The 17,108-nt window shown below is 61.1% G+C and carries 12 protein-coding genes; 11 read left to right on the top strand and 1 reads right to left on the bottom strand.

All coding sequences use genetic code 11. The annotated features are described in order from the left end of the window. The first annotated feature begins 28 nt into the window (after positions 1–28). The 11 genes from urtA (at position 29) to ureC (ending at position 10,199) form a co-directional block, all read left to right on the top strand. A complete protein-coding gene (gene urtA, locus KHP07_RS21935) occupies positions 29–1,294 on the top strand; it encodes an urea ABC transporter substrate-binding protein (RefSeq protein ID WP_078046653.1) in 1,266 nt (421 codons plus the stop codon). 168 nt (positions 1,295–1,462) lie between these two features. Next, entirely contained in the window at positions 1,463–2,965 is a 1,503-nt protein-coding gene (gene urtB, locus KHP07_RS21930; RefSeq protein ID WP_214498010.1) for an urea ABC transporter permease subunit UrtB, read from the top strand. Next, positions 2,965–4,032: an urea ABC transporter permease subunit UrtC gene (gene urtC, locus KHP07_RS21925; protein ID WP_078046651.1), complete on the top strand. Its 1,068-nt coding sequence runs from the start codon at positions 2,965–2,967 to the stop codon at positions 4,030–4,032. Before urtB ends, urtC begins: the two co-directional genes overlap by 1 nt. Further along, positions 4,029–4,862, top strand: a complete 834-nt coding sequence (urtD, locus tag KHP07_RS21920) for an urea ABC transporter ATP-binding protein UrtD (protein WP_177409477.1) — start codon at positions 4,029–4,031, stop codon at positions 4,860–4,862. The genes urtC and urtD overlap by 4 nt, the downstream gene beginning before the upstream one ends. Before the next feature lie 140 nt (positions 4,863–5,002). After that, positions 5,003–5,701, top strand: a complete 699-nt coding sequence (gene urtE, locus KHP07_RS21915) for an urea ABC transporter ATP-binding subunit UrtE (protein ID WP_078046649.1) — start codon at positions 5,003–5,005, stop codon at positions 5,699–5,701. Between the two features lie 31 nt (positions 5,702–5,732). Then, positions 5,733–6,572 carry an urease accessory protein UreD gene (locus KHP07_RS21910; protein ID WP_099493478.1) on the top strand — a complete coding sequence of 280 codons (840 nt, stop codon included), beginning with the start codon at positions 5,733–5,735 and terminating at the stop codon, positions 6,570–6,572. Between the two features lie 147 nt (positions 6,573–6,719). Continuing rightward, positions 6,720–7,022, top strand: coding sequence for an urease subunit gamma (ureA, locus tag KHP07_RS21905; protein ID WP_003171437.1), 303 nt, complete (start codon positions 6,720–6,722; stop codon positions 7,020–7,022). 9 nt (positions 7,023–7,031) lie between these two features. Next, positions 7,032–7,544, top strand: coding sequence for a GNAT family N-acetyltransferase (locus KHP07_RS21900; RefSeq protein ID WP_214498009.1), 513 nt, complete (start codon positions 7,032–7,034; stop codon positions 7,542–7,544). A 5-nt stretch (positions 7,545–7,549) separates the two neighbouring features. After that, positions 7,550–8,083, top strand: coding sequence for a GNAT family N-acetyltransferase (locus KHP07_RS21895; RefSeq protein ID WP_099493480.1), 534 nt, complete (start codon positions 7,550–7,552; stop codon positions 8,081–8,083). Continuing rightward, positions 8,080–8,385 carry an urease subunit beta gene (locus tag KHP07_RS21890; RefSeq protein ID WP_078046645.1) on the top strand — a complete coding sequence of 102 codons (306 nt, stop codon included), beginning with the start codon at positions 8,080–8,082 and terminating at the stop codon, positions 8,383–8,385. Before KHP07_RS21895 ends, KHP07_RS21890 begins: the two co-directional genes overlap by 4 nt. Positions 8,386–8,498: 113 nt before the next feature. Beyond that, the gene (gene ureC, locus KHP07_RS21885; protein ID WP_099493481.1) at positions 8,499–10,199 is read left to right on the top strand and encodes an urease subunit alpha; all 1,701 of its coding nucleotides are present in this window, start codon (positions 8,499–8,501) and stop codon (positions 10,197–10,199) included. Between the two features lie 91 nt (positions 10,200–10,290). Here the strand turns inward: ureC and KHP07_RS21880 are convergent, their stop codons facing one another. Then, on the bottom strand, positions 10,291–17,091 hold the full coding sequence (locus KHP07_RS21880) for an NEL-type E3 ubiquitin ligase domain-containing protein (RefSeq protein WP_352152557.1): 6,801 nt from the start codon (positions 17,089–17,091) through the stop codon (positions 10,291–10,293). Positions 17,092–17,108 lie beyond the last annotated feature (17 nt).

Here is a 17,108-nt window from a genome sequence, read left to right as displayed (position 1 = left end):
TTAAAAAATCGATCTCGGAGATCGCACCATGAAGCGTCGCAGCTTGATCAAGGCTTTCACTCTCTCGGCATCCATTGCCGCCATGGGCATGACCTGGACGGTGCAGGCTGCCGAGACCATCAAGGTCGGCATCCTGCACTCGCTGTCCGGCACCATGGCTATCTCCGAAACGTCCCTTAAAGACATGGCCTTGATGACCATCGACGAGATCAACGCCAAGGGCGGCGTGAACGGCAAGATGCTCGAACCCGTGGTCGTCGACCCAGCCTCCAACTGGCCGCTGTTCGCCGAAAAGGGTCGCCAGTTGCTGACCCAGGACAAGGTCGCCGTGGTGTTCGGCTGCTGGACATCGGTGTCGCGTAAATCGGTCTTGCCGGTGTTCGAAGAACTTAACGGCCTGCTGTTCTACCCAGTGCAATACGAAGGCGAAGAAATGTCGCCAAACGTGTTCTACACCGGCGCGGCGCCGAACCAGCAAGCCATCCCGGCCGTGGAATATCTAATGAGCGAAGAAGGCGGCGGCGCCAAGCGCTTCTTCCTGCTCGGCACCGACTACGTGTACCCGCGCACCACCAACAAGATCCTGCGTTCGTTCCTGCACGCCAAGGGTGTCGCGGATAAAGACATCGAAGAGGTCTACACCCCGTTCGGCCACAGCGATTACCAGACCATCGTCGCCAACATCAAGAAGTTCTCGGCCGGCGGCAAGACGGCGGTGATCTCCACCGTCAACGGCGACTCCAACGTGCCGTTCTACAAAGAGCTGGCCAACCAGGGCCTGAAGGCCACCGAGGTACCGGTGGTCGCCTTTTCCGTGGGTGAAGAAGAACTGCGCGGCATCGACACCAAGCCGCTGGTGGGCAACCTCGCCGCCTGGAACTACTTCCAGTCGGTCGAGAACCCGGTGAACCAGAAATTCGTCGCCGACTGGAAGGCCTACGCCAAGAAACACAACCTGCCAGGCGCGGATAAAGCCGTGACCAACGACCCGATGGAGGCCACCTACGTGGGTATCCACATGTGGGCGCAGGCGGCCGAAAAAGCCAAATCCACCGACGTCGACAAAGTGCGCGAAGCCCTCGCCGGCCAGACGTTCGCCGCGCCGTCAGGTTTCACCCTGACCATGGACAAGACCAACCACCACCTGCACAAGCCGGTGATGATCGGCGAGATCCAGGCCGACGGTCAGTTCTCGGTGGTGTGGCAAACCAACGAGCCAATCCGTGCACAGCCGTGGAGCCCGTACATTCCAGGCAATGACAAAAAGCCGGATTACGCCGTGAAGAGCAACTAAAGCCTCAACCAGCCTCTATTGTCGGGCACGGTCAATGTTGGAGCTGGCTTGCCTGCGATGCAAACAACTCGGTGTACCTGTTACACCGCAGCGATGCCATCGCAGGCAAGCCAGCTCCCACACAAAGCCAGTGCCTACACCGTCCGCGCATGATCAGGACATTTTGGTATGCCCACTGCCCTGTACCACTTCATCCTCACGGCCCTGCTGTTGCTGTCTTTCACCGCACACGCCAGCGACGCCGACGACTTCCTGGCCGCCAACCCGACCCAGCAGGCCAAGCTTCTCCAGGACTGGGCCGCCCAGCCCGACCCGGCCCGCATCGAGTTGGTGGACGCCCTGCAACAAGGCCAACTCACCGTTAACGGCGAAACCAAGACCGTACGCCTGAACAACCGCCTGCGCGGCTTGATCGACAACGTACAAGCCAGCCAGCAACTGCTCGCCGCCGACCCCAAGGTACGCCTGGCCGCCGCGCAAGCGCTGCAAAAAAGCGCGCAACCCGCGCAACTGAAATTCCTCGACCAGCAGGTCGCCGCCGAAACCAATGAGGACGTGCACACCGCTCTCAGCCTGGCCTTGGCCAACCTGCAATTGGTCGACCCCGACCCGCTGGTGCGCCTGGCCGCCGTGCGTCTGCTCGGCAGCACCGGCGACCCGCTGGCCCGTACCCGCCTTGAGGCACTGCTCGCCCCCGGCGTCGAAGCCGACGCCGCCGTGCACACCGCCGCCGAGACCAGCCTGGCACAGGTCAAACGCAAACTGATGGTCGGCGAGGTCCTCGGGCAGGCCTTTAGCGGCATGTCCCTGGGTTCGATTTTGCTGTTGGCGGCCTTGGGCCTGGCGATCACCTTTGGCTTGCTCGGCGTGATCAACATGGCCCACGGTGAAATGCTGATGCTCGGTGCCTACTCCACCTATGTGGTGCAGATGCTGATGCAACGCTATGTGCCTGCGGCCATCGAGTTCTACCCGCTGATCGCGCTGCCGGTGGCGTTTTTTGTCACCGCGGCCATCGGCATGGCCCTGGAGCGCACGGTGATCCGCCACCTGTACGGCCGACCGCTGGAAACCCTGCTGGCCACCTGGGGGATCAGCCTGATGCTGATCCAACTGGTGCGCCTGGTGTTCGGGGCGCAGAACGTCGAGGTGTCCAACCCCGAATGGCTCTCCGGAGGCATTCAAGTGCTGCCCAACCTGGTACTGCCCTACAACCGCATCGTGATCATCGCCTTCGCGCTGTGCGTAGTAGTGCTCACCTGGCTGCTGCTGAACAAGACCCGCCTGGGCCTCAACGTGCGCGCCGTCACCCAGAACCGCAACATGGCCGCCTGCTGCGGCGTGCCCACTGGCCGCGTGGACATGCTCGCCTTTGGCCTCGGCTCCGGTATTGCCGGCTTGGGCGGCGTGGCGCTGAGCCAGATCGGTAACGTCGGCCCGGACCTCGGTCAGAGCTACATTATCGACTCGTTCCTGGTGGTGGTACTGGGTGGTGTCGGCCAGTTGGCCGGTAGCGTCATGGCGGCCTTCGGGCTGGGCATCGCCAACAAGATCCTGGAACCCCAGATCGGCGCCGTGCTCGGCAAGATCCTGATCCTCGCGCTGATCATTCTGTTTATCCAGAAACGCCCGCAGGGACTCTTCGCACTGAAAGGACGGGTGATCGACTGATGAACCAGCCATTGATGCTTACGGCCACGCAAAAGGCCGGCCCCAAGGCGACGATTGCCGTCGGCACGCTGATCCTTGTGGTGCTGCTGGCCCTGCCGTTGCTGTCGCTGCTGCCACCGGACAACGCGTTTCATGTCTCGGCCTACACCCTGACGCTGGTGGGCAAGATCCTCTGCTACGCCATCGTCGCCCTCGCCCTTGACCTGGTGTGGGGCTACGCCGGCATGCTGTCCCTCGGCCACGGCCTGTTCTTCGCCCTGGGCGGTTATGCGATGGGCATGTATCTGATGCGCCAGGCGTCCGGTGATGAACTGCCGGCGTTCATGACCTTCCTGTCGTGGACCGAACTGCCGTGGTACTGGGTGGGCACCGAGCACTTCCTCTGGGCCTTGTGCCTGGTGGTACTGGCGCCGGGGGTGCTGGCGCTGGTGTTCGGGTTCTTCGCTTTCCGCTCGCGGATCAAGGGCGTGTATTTCTCGATCATGACCCAGGCGCTGACCTTTGCCGGGATGCTGTTGTTTTTCCGCAACGAGACCGGGTTTGGCGGCAATAACGGCTTTACCAATTTCCGCAGCATCCTCGGCTTTGGCATTACCGAGCCAGGCACACGCGCCGTGTTGTTCGTGGCCACGGTGCTGTTGCTGGTGGCGAGCCTGTTCATCGGCTGGCGCCTGGCCAAGAGCAAGTTCGGCCGGGTGTTGACGGCTCTGCGCGATGCCGAGAACCGCCTGATGTTCTGCGGCTACGACCCGCGTGGCTTCAAGCTGTTCGTGTGGGTGTTGAGCGCCGTGTTGTGTGGCTTGGCCGGGGCGCTGTATGTGCCGCAAGTGGGCATTATCAACCCCAGCGAAATGTCGCCGACCAACTCCATCGAAGCCGCCGTGTGGGTGGCCCTGGGTGGGCGCGGTACGTTGATCGGCCCGTTGCTCGGTGCCGGCGTGGTGAACGGCATGAAAAGCTGGTTCACCGTGGCCTTCCCGGAATACTGGCTGTTCTTCCTCGGGGCGTTGTTCATCATCGTCACCCTCTACCTGCCCAAGGGCGTCATCGGCCTGCTGAAGAAATGAGGAACGTCATGCTTGAACCTATTTTCGATGCAGGCAGCGGCCGCGATGCCATCGGCATTGGCCAGGCCGCCGGCAAGGGCCTGGACACCCGCCACGGCACCATCCTGACCCTGGAAGACATCAGCGTCAGCTTCGACGGCTTCAAGGCCCTCAACAACCTGAACCTCTACATCGGCGTTGGCGAACTGCGCTGCATCATCGGCCCCAACGGTGCCGGCAAGACCACGCTGATGGACGTGATCACCGGAAAGACCCGCCCCAGCCATGGCACCGCCTGGTTTGGCGAACACCTGGACTTGACCGGCATGAGCGAAGTGCAGATCGCCCAGGCTGGCATCGGCCGCAAGTTCCAGAAGCCCACGGTGTTTGAAGCCCTGAGCGTGTTCGAAAACCTGGAGCTGGCGCAGAAGACCGACAAATCCGTATGGGCCAGCCTGCGCGCGCGCCTGAGTGGCGAGCAGAAAGACCGTATCGACGAGGTGCTCGACACCCTGCGTCTCACCGCCTTGGCGCAGAGCCAGGCGGGGTTGCTGTCCCACGGCCAGAAGCAGTTCCTGGAAATCGGCATGCTGTTGATGCAGGACCCGCAGCTGTTGCTGCTGGACGAACCGGTGGCGGGGATGACCGACGCCGAAACCGACTTCACCGCCGAATTGTTCAAGCGCCTGGCGGGCAAGCATTCGCTGATGGTGGTCGAACACGACATGGGCTTTGTCGGCTCGATTGCCGACCACGTGACCGTGTTGCACCAGGGCAGCGTGCTGGCCGAAGGCTCGCTGGAACAGGTGCAGGAAAACGAACGCGTCATCGAGGTGTACCTCGGTCGCTGAGCCGGACACGGACTGCTTTATGTGGGAGCTGGCTTGCCTGCGATACAGGCAACTCGGTGTAACTGATACACCGCTATCGCAGGCAAGCCAGCTCCCACATTTGATCCGGTTTCCAAACGGGAACCGAGGAGGTTTTGAGAATGCTGCAAGTCGACAAGCTGCACCAGTACTACGGCGGTAGCCACATCCTGCGCGGGCTGTCCTTTGAGGTGAAGGTCGGCGAAGTCACCTGCCTGCTCGGCCGTAACGGCGTGGGCAAGACCACCTTGCTCAAGTGCCTGATGGGTCTGCTGCCGGCCAAAGAAGGCGCGGTGAATTGGGAAGGCAAAGCGATCACCGGTTTCAAGCCGCACCAGCGTGTGCACGCGGGCATCGCCTATGTGCCACAAGGCCGGGAGATCTTCGGGCGGCTGACGGTGGAAGAAAACCTGTTGATGGGGCTTTCGCGTTTTCCGGGCTCGCAAGCCAAGGAAGTGCCCGCCTTCATCTACGAACTGTTCCCGGTGCTGCTGCAAATGAAGCATCGACGTGGCGGCGATTTGTCCGGTGGCCAGCAACAGCAACTGGCGATCGGTCGAGCGTTGGCCAGCCGCCCGCGCCTGCTGATCCTCGACGAGCCCACCGAAGGCATCCAGCCCTCGGTGATCAAGGAGATCGGCGCGGTGATCAAGAAACTCGCGGCCCGTGGCGATATGGCGATCCTGCTGGTGGAGCAGTTCTACGATTTTGCCGCCGAGTTGGCGGATCAGTACCTGGTGATGTCCCGTGGTGAAATCGTGCAGCAAGGCCGAGGTGAAAATATGGAAAGTGAAGGTGTACGCGGGCTGGTTACCATCTAACCTGTAGCGTCCTATTGATAAGTCAAAAAACATGAATCTGCCCGTTACCCCCGCCCTGTTCACCCCCAGCTGGCACGCCGAGCTGGAACTCGGCTACGCGCGTTTCGGCGACACCACACGCCCGGTGATGCGTCGTCATCTCGGTCCGCTGCGGGTGCAAAAGCACCTCTACGCCGAAGGCCCCGAGGTGTGCCAGCACATCATCGTGCACCCGCCCGGTGGGATTGCCGGCGGTGATCGCCTGGACATCAGCGCCCATGTCGGCGCGGGTGCCTGGGCGCAGTTGACCAGCCCCGGCGCGGCCAAGTGGTATCGGGCCAGCGGCCCGGCCTACCAGCAACTGGACCTCACCGTGCAAGCGGGTGCCACCCTGGAATGGCTGCCCCAGGAAACCATCGTATTCAGCGCCGCCCAGGCCGAACTCACCACGCGCATCGAGCTGCAAGGCGATGCCCGCTTGTTCTACTGGGATGTGGTCGCACTGGGTCGCCCGGCCAGTGGAGAGCGTTTTGACCTGGGCCACTTTCAATCGCACCTGGATATCCGTCGCGACGGCCAGTTGCTCTGGCATGAGCGCCAGCGCATTGTGGGCGCCGACGGCTTGCTCGACTCGCCCATCGGCCTGGATGGGCAGCCGGTATTTGCGACCCTGTTGCTGACCGGCGACGTAGACCCCGAATTACTCGACACCTGTCGCGCCCTGCCCCATGAAGTGCGCGGCGACCTGACCCAACTGCCCGGCCTGCTGGTCGCCCGCTGCCTGGCCAGTGAAGCGTTGCTGGCGCGGGGATGGTTGATTGATTTATGGCGGCTGTTACGCCCGGCGGTGCTTGGGCGAGAGGCGGTTTCACCCCGGATCTGGAGCACATGACGATCTAAATGTGGGAGCGGGCTTGCTCGCGAAAGCGGTGGACCAGGTAAAGACGCATCGACTGACACACCGCTTTCGCGAGCAAGCCCGCTCCCACATGGGATCTCTGTGGTAATTAAGAATGCTGTTTTTCAAGGACCTTGAACCATGGATTTGACCCCACGGGAAAAAGACAAACTGTTGATCTTCACCGCAGGCCTGGTGGCAGAGCGTCGCCTGGCGCGCGGTGTGAAGCTCAACTACCCGGAAACCATCGCCTATATCTCCGCAGCCTTGATGGAAGGCGCCCGCGATGGCCGCACGGTGGCCGACCTGATGCACTACGGCACCACCCTGCTCAGCCGCGAACAGGTAATGGAAGGCATCCCGGAGATGATCCCGGATATCCAAGTGGAAGCCACCTTCCCCGACGGCACCAAGCTGGTCACCGTCCACCAACCCATCGCCTGAGGCCCGGCCATGATTCGTGACGCAACCCAAAACGACTTGCCGGCGATCCGCGACATCTACAACGACGCGGTGCTCAACACCACGGCGATCTGGAACGAACAACCGGTGGACCTGGGCAATCGCCAGGCCTGGTTCAGTGCACGCCACGCCCAGGGTTATCCGATCCTGGTCAGTGTCGAAAATGGCGAGGTCACCGGCTACGCCTCATTCGGCGACTGGCGGCCGTTCGAAGGCTTTCGCTACAGCGTCGAGCACTCGGTGTATGTGCGCAGCGACCAACGCGGCAAGGGCCTCGGCCCATTGCTGATGCAAGCCCTGATCGAACGCGCACGCACATGCGGCAAGCACGTGATGGTCGCCGCCATCGAAAGCGGCAACCTCGCCTCGATCCGCCTGCATGAGCGCCGGGGTTTCATCACCACCGGGCAAATGCCCCAGGTCGGCATCAAGTTCGGCCGCTGGCTGGACCTGACCTTCATGCAACTGGCCTTGAACCCGGGCGCGGAACCGCCCAAGGAGTGAAGTCGATGAACGCTACGCAACTGCGTCGAGTGAATGCAGAAAGTTTTGCCCACTACCGCCTGGGTTTGATCGAGCTGTTGCTGGACGCGGTGAAGCACGGTGCTTCGGTCGGCTTCATGGCGGACTTCGACGAGGCCGAGGCCCGCGCCTACCTCCAAGGCGTGCAAGCCAGCATCGAGGACGCCAGCTTGTTGCTGTGGGTGGTGGTGCGCGACGAACGGGTGATCGCCAGCGTGCAACTGGCCCTGTGCCAAAAGGCCAACGGCCTCAACCGTGCCGAAGTGCAAAAGCTGCTGGTACACAGCAGCGCCCGACGCCATGGCCTGGGCCAGCAGTTGATGAACACCCTGGAGCTTGCCGCACGCCAACACAAGCGCGGCCTGTTGTACCTGGACACCGAGGCCGGCTCCCCGGCCGAGGCCTTTTATCAGTCGCTGCGCTACACCAAGATCGGTGAACTGCCCGACTACTGCCAAAGCCCGGACGGGCGCTACAGCCCGACCGCCATTTACTTCAAGACCCTGGGGCAACCTGCATGATTCCTGGTGAATATCAGATCCAGCCTGGCGATATCGAACTCAACGTCGGCCGCCGCACCGTCACCCTCAGTGTGGCCAACAGCGGAGACCGGCCGATCCAAGTGGGCTCGCATTACCATTTTTTCGAGACCAATGACGCGCTGACGTTTGATCGCGCGGCGAGCCGTGGCATGCGCTTGAACATTCCGGCGGGCACGGCGGTGCGGTTTGAACCGGGGCAGAGTCGTGAGATCGAGTTGGTCGACTTGAGCGGTGGGAGACGGGTATTTGGGTTTGCAGGTCGAGTTATGGGTGATCTTTAGGCCCTCTTCGCGAGCAAGCCCGCTCCCACACTTAGAATGCATTTCAAACTGTGGGAGCGGGCTTGCTCGCGAAAGCGGATTCACATTCAACACATATTTATCAGGGCAACCACATGAAAATCAGCCGCCAAGCCTACGCCGACATGTACGGCCCCACCGTCGGTGACAAGGTCCGCCTGGCCGACACCGAACTGTTTGTCGAGGTCGAACAGGACTTCACGGTCTACGGCGAAGAAGTCAAATTCGGCGGCGGTAAAGTCATCCGTGATGGCCAGGGCCAAAGCCAGTTGCTCGCCCATGAAGTGGTCGACACCCTGATCACCAACGCGCTGATCATCGACCACTGGGGCATCGTCAAGGCCGACGTCGGCCTGAAGAACGGTCGTATCCATGCGATCGGCAAGGCCGGTAACCCGGACATCCAACCGGGCGTGACCATGGCCATCGGTGCCAGCACCGAAGTGATCGCCGGCGAAGGCATGATCCTCACCGCCGGCGGCATCGACAGCCACGTGCACTTCATCTGCCCGCAGCAGATCGAAGAAGCGCTGACCAGCGGCGTCACCACCATGATCGGTGGTGGCACAGGCCCTGCCACCGGCACCAACGCCACTACCTGCACCTCCGGGCCGTGGCACCTTGCGCGCATGCTCCAGGCCAGCGATTCGTTCCCGATGAACATCGGGTTCACCGGCAAGGGCAACGCCAGCCTGCCGGAGCCGTTGATCGAACAGGTCAAGGCCGGCGCCATCGGCTTGAAGCTGCATGAAGACTGGGGAACCACCCCCGCGAGTATCGACAACTGCCTGAGCGTTGCCGATGACTACGACGTGCAGGTGGCGATCCACAGCGACACCCTCAACGAGTCCGGCTTTGTCGAAACCACCCTCGCCGCGCTCAAGGGCCGCACCATCCACACTTACCACACCGAAGGTGCCGGTGGCGGTCACGCACCGGACATCATCAAAGCCTGCGGTTTCGCTAATGTGCTGCCGAGCTCAACCAACCCGACGCGGCCGTTCACCCGCAACACCATCGATGAGCACCTCGACATGTTGATGGTCTGCCATCACCTGGACCCGAGCATTGCCGAAGACGTGGCCTTCGCCGAAAGCCGTATCCGCCGCGAAACCATCGCCGCCGAAGACATCCTGCACGACCTCGGCGCGTTCTCGATGATCAGCTCCGACAGCCAGGCCATGGGCCGCGTCGGCGAGGTGATCACGCGTACCTGGCAGACCGCCGACAAGATGAAAAAACAACGTGGTCCGCTCCCCGGTGACGGCCCAGGCAATGACAACTTCCGCGCCAAGCGCTACATCGCCAAGTACACGATCAACCCAGCGATCACCCACGGCGTCAGCCATATCGTCGGCTCGATCGAAGTGGGCAAGTGGGCCGACCTGGTCCTGTGGCGACCGGCTTTCTTCGGCGTAAAACCCACCTTGATTCTCAAGGGCGGCGCCATCGCCTCAAGCCTGATGGGCGATGCCAACGCTTCGATCCCGACACCGCAGCCAGTGCACTACCGCCCGATGTTCGCCAGCTTCGGCAGCTCGCTGCACGCCACCAGCCTGACCTTTATCAGCCAGGCCGCGATGGAGGCCGGCCTGCCCGAAGCGCTGGGTTTGAAGAAGCAGATCGCCGTGGTCAAAGGCTGCCGCACCGTGCAGAAATCCGACCTGATCCACAACGACTACCTGCCGCACATCGACGTCGACCCACAGACCTACCAGGTCAAGGCCGACGGCGTGTTGCTGTGGTGCGAGCCGGCTGAGTCGTTGCCGATGGCCCAGCGTTACTTTCTGTTTTGAGCCTGCGCCGGTGATTGACGCGGCTCGGCGTTGGCCCCTTCCCACGAGGGCGGCAACGCCACGCTTTCAGGGATGAACGTCAACCACCGTATCAGCCAAACTTGATTTTGATATCCTCCTCTGAATACCCGTAGTCAACGCGCAACTCGACGCCCGCAGGAATATCTTCGGTCGCAAATACCACATTCAACAGATAGGGCGTCAGCTTGCCTGGGCGGCTGGCAGGGTGTTCGGCTTGAATATCGAAAGCCGCGGTCTCGACGTTATATCCACTGGCTGCCTGCTTCACGGGTTTGCCGTCAAGATCGTAGTCGAAATGGGTATTGATCCTGGAGATGATGGTATCCCCCACCAGATAGGTCGGGTTGGGCGACATACCGACGGTGCCGGGTCGGGGCTTTGGGGAGACAACCACCCCAAACGTATTCGCCGTCTCAAGCCCAAAGCCATCGGGCATAATCACTCCGCCATAAATGCCGACGATCTCGCCTTTGGCAATACGCCGGTTGGCGACCACCATGGACTGTCCGATCAAGGCTCTTTCTCCGGGCACTTTCACATCATCGGCGGTAAATTTGCGCCACTGCAGTTTCTCCTCATACAAGGCCCCCACGCGCTCATACCCCTCAAAGAGGATGTAAGGCTTGATCTGCGCCGACGTGTAGGTAGAGCCCGAGACCAGAGAAACCTCGGTCTCCAGACTTCGTATACGTATCGGCCTGCCCTGTAGATCCCGGAGTGGGTACTTACCATTGTTGGCGCGGTTATAGGCTCCCAGTTCGTTTTCCTGAGTCATCCAGTGAACATTGCGCCGCATGAAATCGAGTTCGTCTGCCGTGTAGGGCGTCACTTGCATAGACTCGAGAGCATCTTCAAACACGTCCGGAGAACCCTCTGGCCTCATCCCTCCAATCAAGCCTCTGCGCTTCCAAAGCCCGGCGGCATCGGGTTTGGCAATAATCCCACTGGTGACCAGGGCAAACGGATTGTCCGGCGCCTGCACCCTCAACACGTAGTGCATACCATCGCCGGCATCGGGCATGCTCGCAATAAAATACTGTTGGCCATTGAACTCGATGGTGTGCGCCTTGGCGAGCTGTAATTCAGGCGTCGTGTTCTCCAACGCCTCCAGGTTTCCCCGTGGCAGCAGCGCTTCAGCGATTTCCTTTCGGGTCAGCGTGTCTATCAACTCGGCTTCCTTGATCGCCAACTGCGCCTGCAGGCTCTTCGCCTTGGCCTCGTGAGCGGAACTGGACAGCAGTTTCGCTTCAAAATCGGCGTGTTGGGCAGCCAGTTGATCGTGGAACGGCTGGCTCAACGCCTCGAACTGGGCCTGGTATTTATGGGTGATGTAATCGTTCCAGAATTCCCGGCTCAGCAGGGCCTGGTGTTCCTGAGGCGAGTCATTCAAGGCGACAACTTTTTCATAGGCGCTGTCCAGCATGGCAGGCGTGACGCCCCCCATAGAAGTGAACCGCGTGTGCTGCGGTTGACCCGGCAGATCCAGTCGGTCCTTGAGGCCATCGCGGTAGGCCAACTTGATCTCGACTTCTTCAAGCATTTCCAGTTGCCGATTCCTGGCAGACTCACTCAAGCCGGGTTGTGCGTTGATAGCGGCTCGCCGCTGATCGATATCGGCCAGGGCGATCTTTTCCACCTCATCCAGGCGAAACAAGCGCCTGGACAGTGTCAGCAGCGAGGGGCCCTGACTCACGTCCAGCGCCTGGGTGCTGGCCCGGTAGACCAGGGTCATGACTTCCAGGTTGCTGAACGACAGCGCCGCGCGGTCGCAACACGCTGCACGGCCGGCCCATTCAAACATTTGCGTGCGCAGTTTTTCGGATTCCGGACTGTTTTCAGTGATGCTGTCGATGACCTCCCAGACCCTGCGCTGCAGGTCCTCCTGGCCATCAGCTGCGGGTTCCAAGTCCCTGAGGACCTCAAAGAACCCGTTGCTTGCCGGTTGTTCACGCAACCCCTGCCACTGGGCTTTGCGTTGCGCCATTTGCCCCTCGGGCATACCGCGGGCCCACCTCTTGAAAGGCGCCAGGGACATGGGCAGTTTCACCCTGATGGGCCCGCCAATGTCCAACGCCGTGGCGACCAGACGGTTGGGGTTGTCCGGCGATGCCAGGCCTGCCCGCTCCAGTCGCTCACCGTACGCACTGATCTGCTGGCGAGTTTGCTCCGATAAGGGGTTGTTGCCGATATTGGTGACTCGGCTGAGGCGGTTGCTTGCCGCCAGTTCCTCATCCGACGGTGCAATGACCTCATCGGGAAGGGTTGTGAACTGATTGTTGCGCAAATCCAGGTTATACAGCAGCGGCTGCTCACCCAGGCCGGTCGGCCAGCTATCAAGGTTGGCGTGGCTCATGAACACGTTGCGCATGTCCGGGATCCGGCTGAAATCCGGCGTGATGCCAAGGGGGTTTGCGCTCAGGCTCAATGCACGCAAAGACGTGCGCTCGGACAGTACCTGGGCGGTTTGCGGGGTGAGACGCAGCCGGTTTTTGTGCAGGAATAAACGCGTCAAGCCATGCATTTCACCGAGCGCCGGCGGCAGCGCGCGCAACTGGTTGTTTGAAAGGTCCAGCCAGCGCACGTTACGAAAGCGTCGCAGCATGCCCTCGGGTGAAGCCACCAGGTTCATATGGGTCAACTTGAGCGAGCCGACATGACTGAAGTCGGCGTCCAGCTCCGGCAGGGTCGGCAAAGTCAGCCCGCTCAGGTCCAACTGAATGCCGATCTGGGTGCCGTCTGCTGCGGTTTCCTGTGGCGCATCACCTCGCCAGCACTTCAGGATACGAGTCCTGGCGATGTAGCGATGATCACTGTCCGCAGCATTGAGTTCGCGCTGTGCGGTTCGCACGTAACGGGCGGCACCGCTGCTGGTGCTCTGATTGCCCCCAGCCGATGCCCAAGTGTTCAACTGTTGCTGCAACTGATCGAACGCCAGCCTGCGACTGGCCAGTTCCGCTTGCGCGCCGTCGCCCAATCCCCAGACAAACTCCCTGGCGTCTTGAACGTTATAGTGGTTGTAAAGGAGACTCGCCTCCTCAACCAGCGGGTTTTTCAGGTAAAACGCATAGCCGTCAAAGTCCGCGACCAGGTCAGGGCGTGCCTGCGTAAGCGTTTGCCAGTAACGATCCAGGACACGCCAATAGTCGTCAGGGAACGGATTACCGGAGAGCTGTGTCACTTTGTTGAGCCGGGCGACCTCTTCGACTTGCTCCGGGGATGGGTTGAGATAGGCCTGGGGCACCTCACTTAGTTTGTTATTACTCAAGTCCACGGAGGTCAGACGCGCTTTCCCTACCAAGCCGGTGGGCCATTGATCAATACGGGTGGACCTCAAGTTGAGTGCCTTCAACTGGGACATCCCCGCGAAATCGGGTAATACGCCCAGAGGATTCTGGGACAAGTCCAGCACCTGCATGTGGGTGAAGGCGCTGAGCGTGGAGGCGCCTTTGGCATCCAGCTGAATCTTGTTGCCAGACAGGTCCAGATGGGCCAATTGACTCATTTCATAAACGACATCAGGTAACTGCGTCATCTGGGTGTTGATGATCTTGAGTGTTTTTACGTGAGAGAAATTTTTAAGAAAGGTTTGGGTAGAACTGTCCACGCTGACCCCCACCAACTTCAGATGATCGATGTGGCTGAAATCCGCTGTCAGCGCCGGCATCTCCACGGGTACACCGATATTGAAATGAAAGGACGAGCCCGTCTCGCGTCGCCAGCATCGCCTGATTTGATCAGCACAGGCCCGCATCCCTCCAGCCTGCCGGTAGAAAAACGTGATTGAGGACGGGTGGGTATGTGCCTTGACCCATTGGTTGAGCTCACTGTCCAGGGCTGCGTACTCCGTCTCTCGACGCGCCAGTTCCGTACGAGGGTTGTCTCCAAGTGTTTCGATCAGGGCCGAAATGCCCTGCTCATCCAGCGCCGGATAAAGACTGCGTACCCGCGCACGGGTGCTGCGAAACGCATTCACTCCTTGGGCCAGCAGTTGTTCATACCCGCGGCCACCACCCAGCAGTCGCATCGCTGGATCATAGGCCGGCTTGCGTACCGGATGCTCCAACAGTACGGTGCGCAACGGTGCACGTGGCAGTGGTGACGCCTGAATCAATGCCTTGAGCTGTTGGGTATCGGTCAACCCCAGCCGTTGACGTTCATCCGGGGACATCACCTCCCACACCGCCTCATAAAAGTCCCTGGGCATTGCGGCGACGAACTGGCCATTCTCCATCAGCACCAGTTTGCGCACCTGAGTCTGGTCAGGACTGCCAATGGCATCGAGCAACGTGCCCTGCTCCGAATACTGGCGCAGCTCCAGACGAACGCCCCTGCGCCAGCCAGGCAAGGTTTCCAGGGTACGCAGGGCCAGGCGCAAGCTGTCGACATCGGCCAGGGAATCCAGCAGCAGCCCTTCATAGGCGCGGGATACGCGGGCTTCCTGCTCATACCAGCGCGCCTGCTCCACCACCGGTTCCGGCAGGATGGCCTTGGTGCGCCAGGTTTGCAGCTCCTCGGCACTGAGACCGTCGAGCAAGCGGGAGGCTATCGCGCCGGGAAGCTTGGGGTAGCCCTCCAGGGAGCCGTCGGCTGCCGTCAGTGCCTGGTAGCGCTCCTCCAGGAAAGCTGCCTTGAAGACCTCCACTTGATCACCCAGGTACTGGCGCAGCTTTGCGGCCCTCGCAGACAAAGACTCCTCAGGCGTTCCCGGGAACTCCTTGAGTTCAGGATCAACCCCTTGCAGGGTGTACAAGACTTGCTCCAGCAACTCACCCCGCGCCTGATGGTTTGCGCTGAGTACGATGGTGCGACGGTTGCCGGCGGCAGCATCCACCCAGAGCGTGCGCCCGGCAGCGTCGATGACGCGCAAGGGCGATGTGCTGGGGAGCATCCCTCGGCGTTTGAGCAGATCCAGTTGCAGCACCGGGTCCGCCTGGGCATACACGCCGGGGTCGAGGCTTTTCATCTGCTCGATAAACCGCGAGAGCTCGTTGTGCAGGGCAAAGCGCTTGAAAGTGTCGGCAAGTATCAGCGGCGTGGGCTCATGGTTGAACTGGGCCTCTCGCAGCGCGTCTGGCTCTACCCCACTGGCGAACAGTGCATCGGCCCGCTGCCCGACCGGCACGGGTTCCGCTGGCAACCCCATACGCCGCAACAACGTGTCCGTGTCCCAGGTCAGCGGCGCGTCGGCTTCAGACTGCCAGGCGCCTTCGTGGTTGTGCGCTAGCTGCGGGGCATAGGCATCAGCGCGGTGGGGATGGCGGATGCGCCAAGCTTCCAGGGTGTCATCAAACGTCGTCTCGTAGACCTTGCCGTCCTGACGGATGTAGGTCTTGCCGTCGACCACAAACTGCCCCAAGGCATTGGGCGCCGTGCTGTCGGGTAGCTTGGTGGGGCTTTCATAAGGCGTGAGGTCAGGTTTCCATAAGCGTGCCTGACCATCGCTCCACTCGACCTGTTTCAAGCCTTCGATAACCGGCTCTGGCTTCACCGTCACCAGCTTGCCAATCCCCTTCCCTGCCGCGCCCATCACCGCAATCAACGCGAGGTTTTGCGCCACATCCACCAAGTGCACCTTGGCCGCCTTGCGGTCGCCCTCGCTCCATTCGGTCGCGCCCTCAAACACGGTGTACAGCAGCTGACCGGCAATCACCACCATCATCAACTCACCCAGACCCGGCACAAAACCTAACACCAGCATGCCGATGTTCAGCAGGCTGGCGATTTTTTGCGAGCGCACCTTCGCATCCACATCCGCCGTCGACACCGCGTGGCTGCGTGCGTCGCCCAGCAGCTTGTCGCGATACCGGTCAAACAGGTAATCCCATAGGTCGACGTTATCCGCCCAGATACCGCGGCCCCTGCGCGCAATGCCCTGAGGGTCGAGGTAGGGGTCATCCTCCGGCACTTGGACCACCGCATCCGGCGGAGGCAGCTCGTTGAAAGCACCCCAGGGGTTTAAGCCCTTTACAACCATATTGAGCAGCGGAGCGTAAGGTGCAAAGGACTGATCGAAGGTTTTATCCGGTCCGTTCTGGGTGAATTGACTGAAATAATCCGGCAGGTCGGCGTAGTCGACGAACTGGCTGAAAAAACGCTGGTAGGCGGTCGGCCCTGATGCAGATAAGTCACGCGCCGTGAACTGGCGCTTGAACTGCTCGCGCAGTTGGCCGAGAGAGTAGCGCTTGAGCGGTGAATGCGGGTCTTGCGGTACATAGAGGATGAATTCATCACTGTAGGCGTACTTGTCACTGATGCTGAACACTACGCAGCCGGTCAAGCGGTGCTTCATCAATTGGAGGTCGCGAAACCACACGCGCTTACCCTTCAGGCGTGGATTCATTTCGCCCGCGATCACCGACAGGATCATGTCGTAGTCGGCCGGCTCGATATCCTTTTTCAACAGCGCCATTTCTGCCGCCGCGCGCATCGCGTCTTTCTGCGCGGCCACGAATGGGTCGTGAAGGGCCTTTGCCTTCGCCGCGTCCGTGGGGTAGAGAAAGCCCTTGAGGTACAGCTGATAGAGCGCGCCGATATTCAGCACGCGACAGAGCTTGAGAAACTGGCGGACCGTCAGGGATGTCGACAACGGCTCGAAGGTGCCTGGGGTGGCGCCTTCGACCACGAACCCCGAGGTCTCATCGAATGCCCCCGCCTCACACTCCGCGGCCTCGAAGTTATGGATGGCGGCCTGCAACAGCGACAGGTTCAAGACCTGATACGTACCGACACGTTCGCGCAGGATCCCATACGTGATGGTCTTGTTCAGGCGCAGGAAGGTCTTATTGACGTCGAGGGTGACCTTCAAGGCGTCTTTCAACGCCTGGCTGAGCAACGGCGCGGCGAACGCGTCGAGGCCCTGCAGGTCGGCCATGGCCTTGTCGAGTTGGG

This window comes from Pseudomonas sp. VS40 (assembly GCF_018587885.1).
In the GTDB taxonomy this organism is placed as follows: Bacteria; Pseudomonadota; Gammaproteobacteria; order Pseudomonadales; family Pseudomonadaceae; genus Aquipseudomonas; species Aquipseudomonas pergaminensis.
The sequence above is the reverse complement of the archived record's forward strand: the minus strand, read 5'-3'. Positions and strand labels throughout refer to the sequence as shown.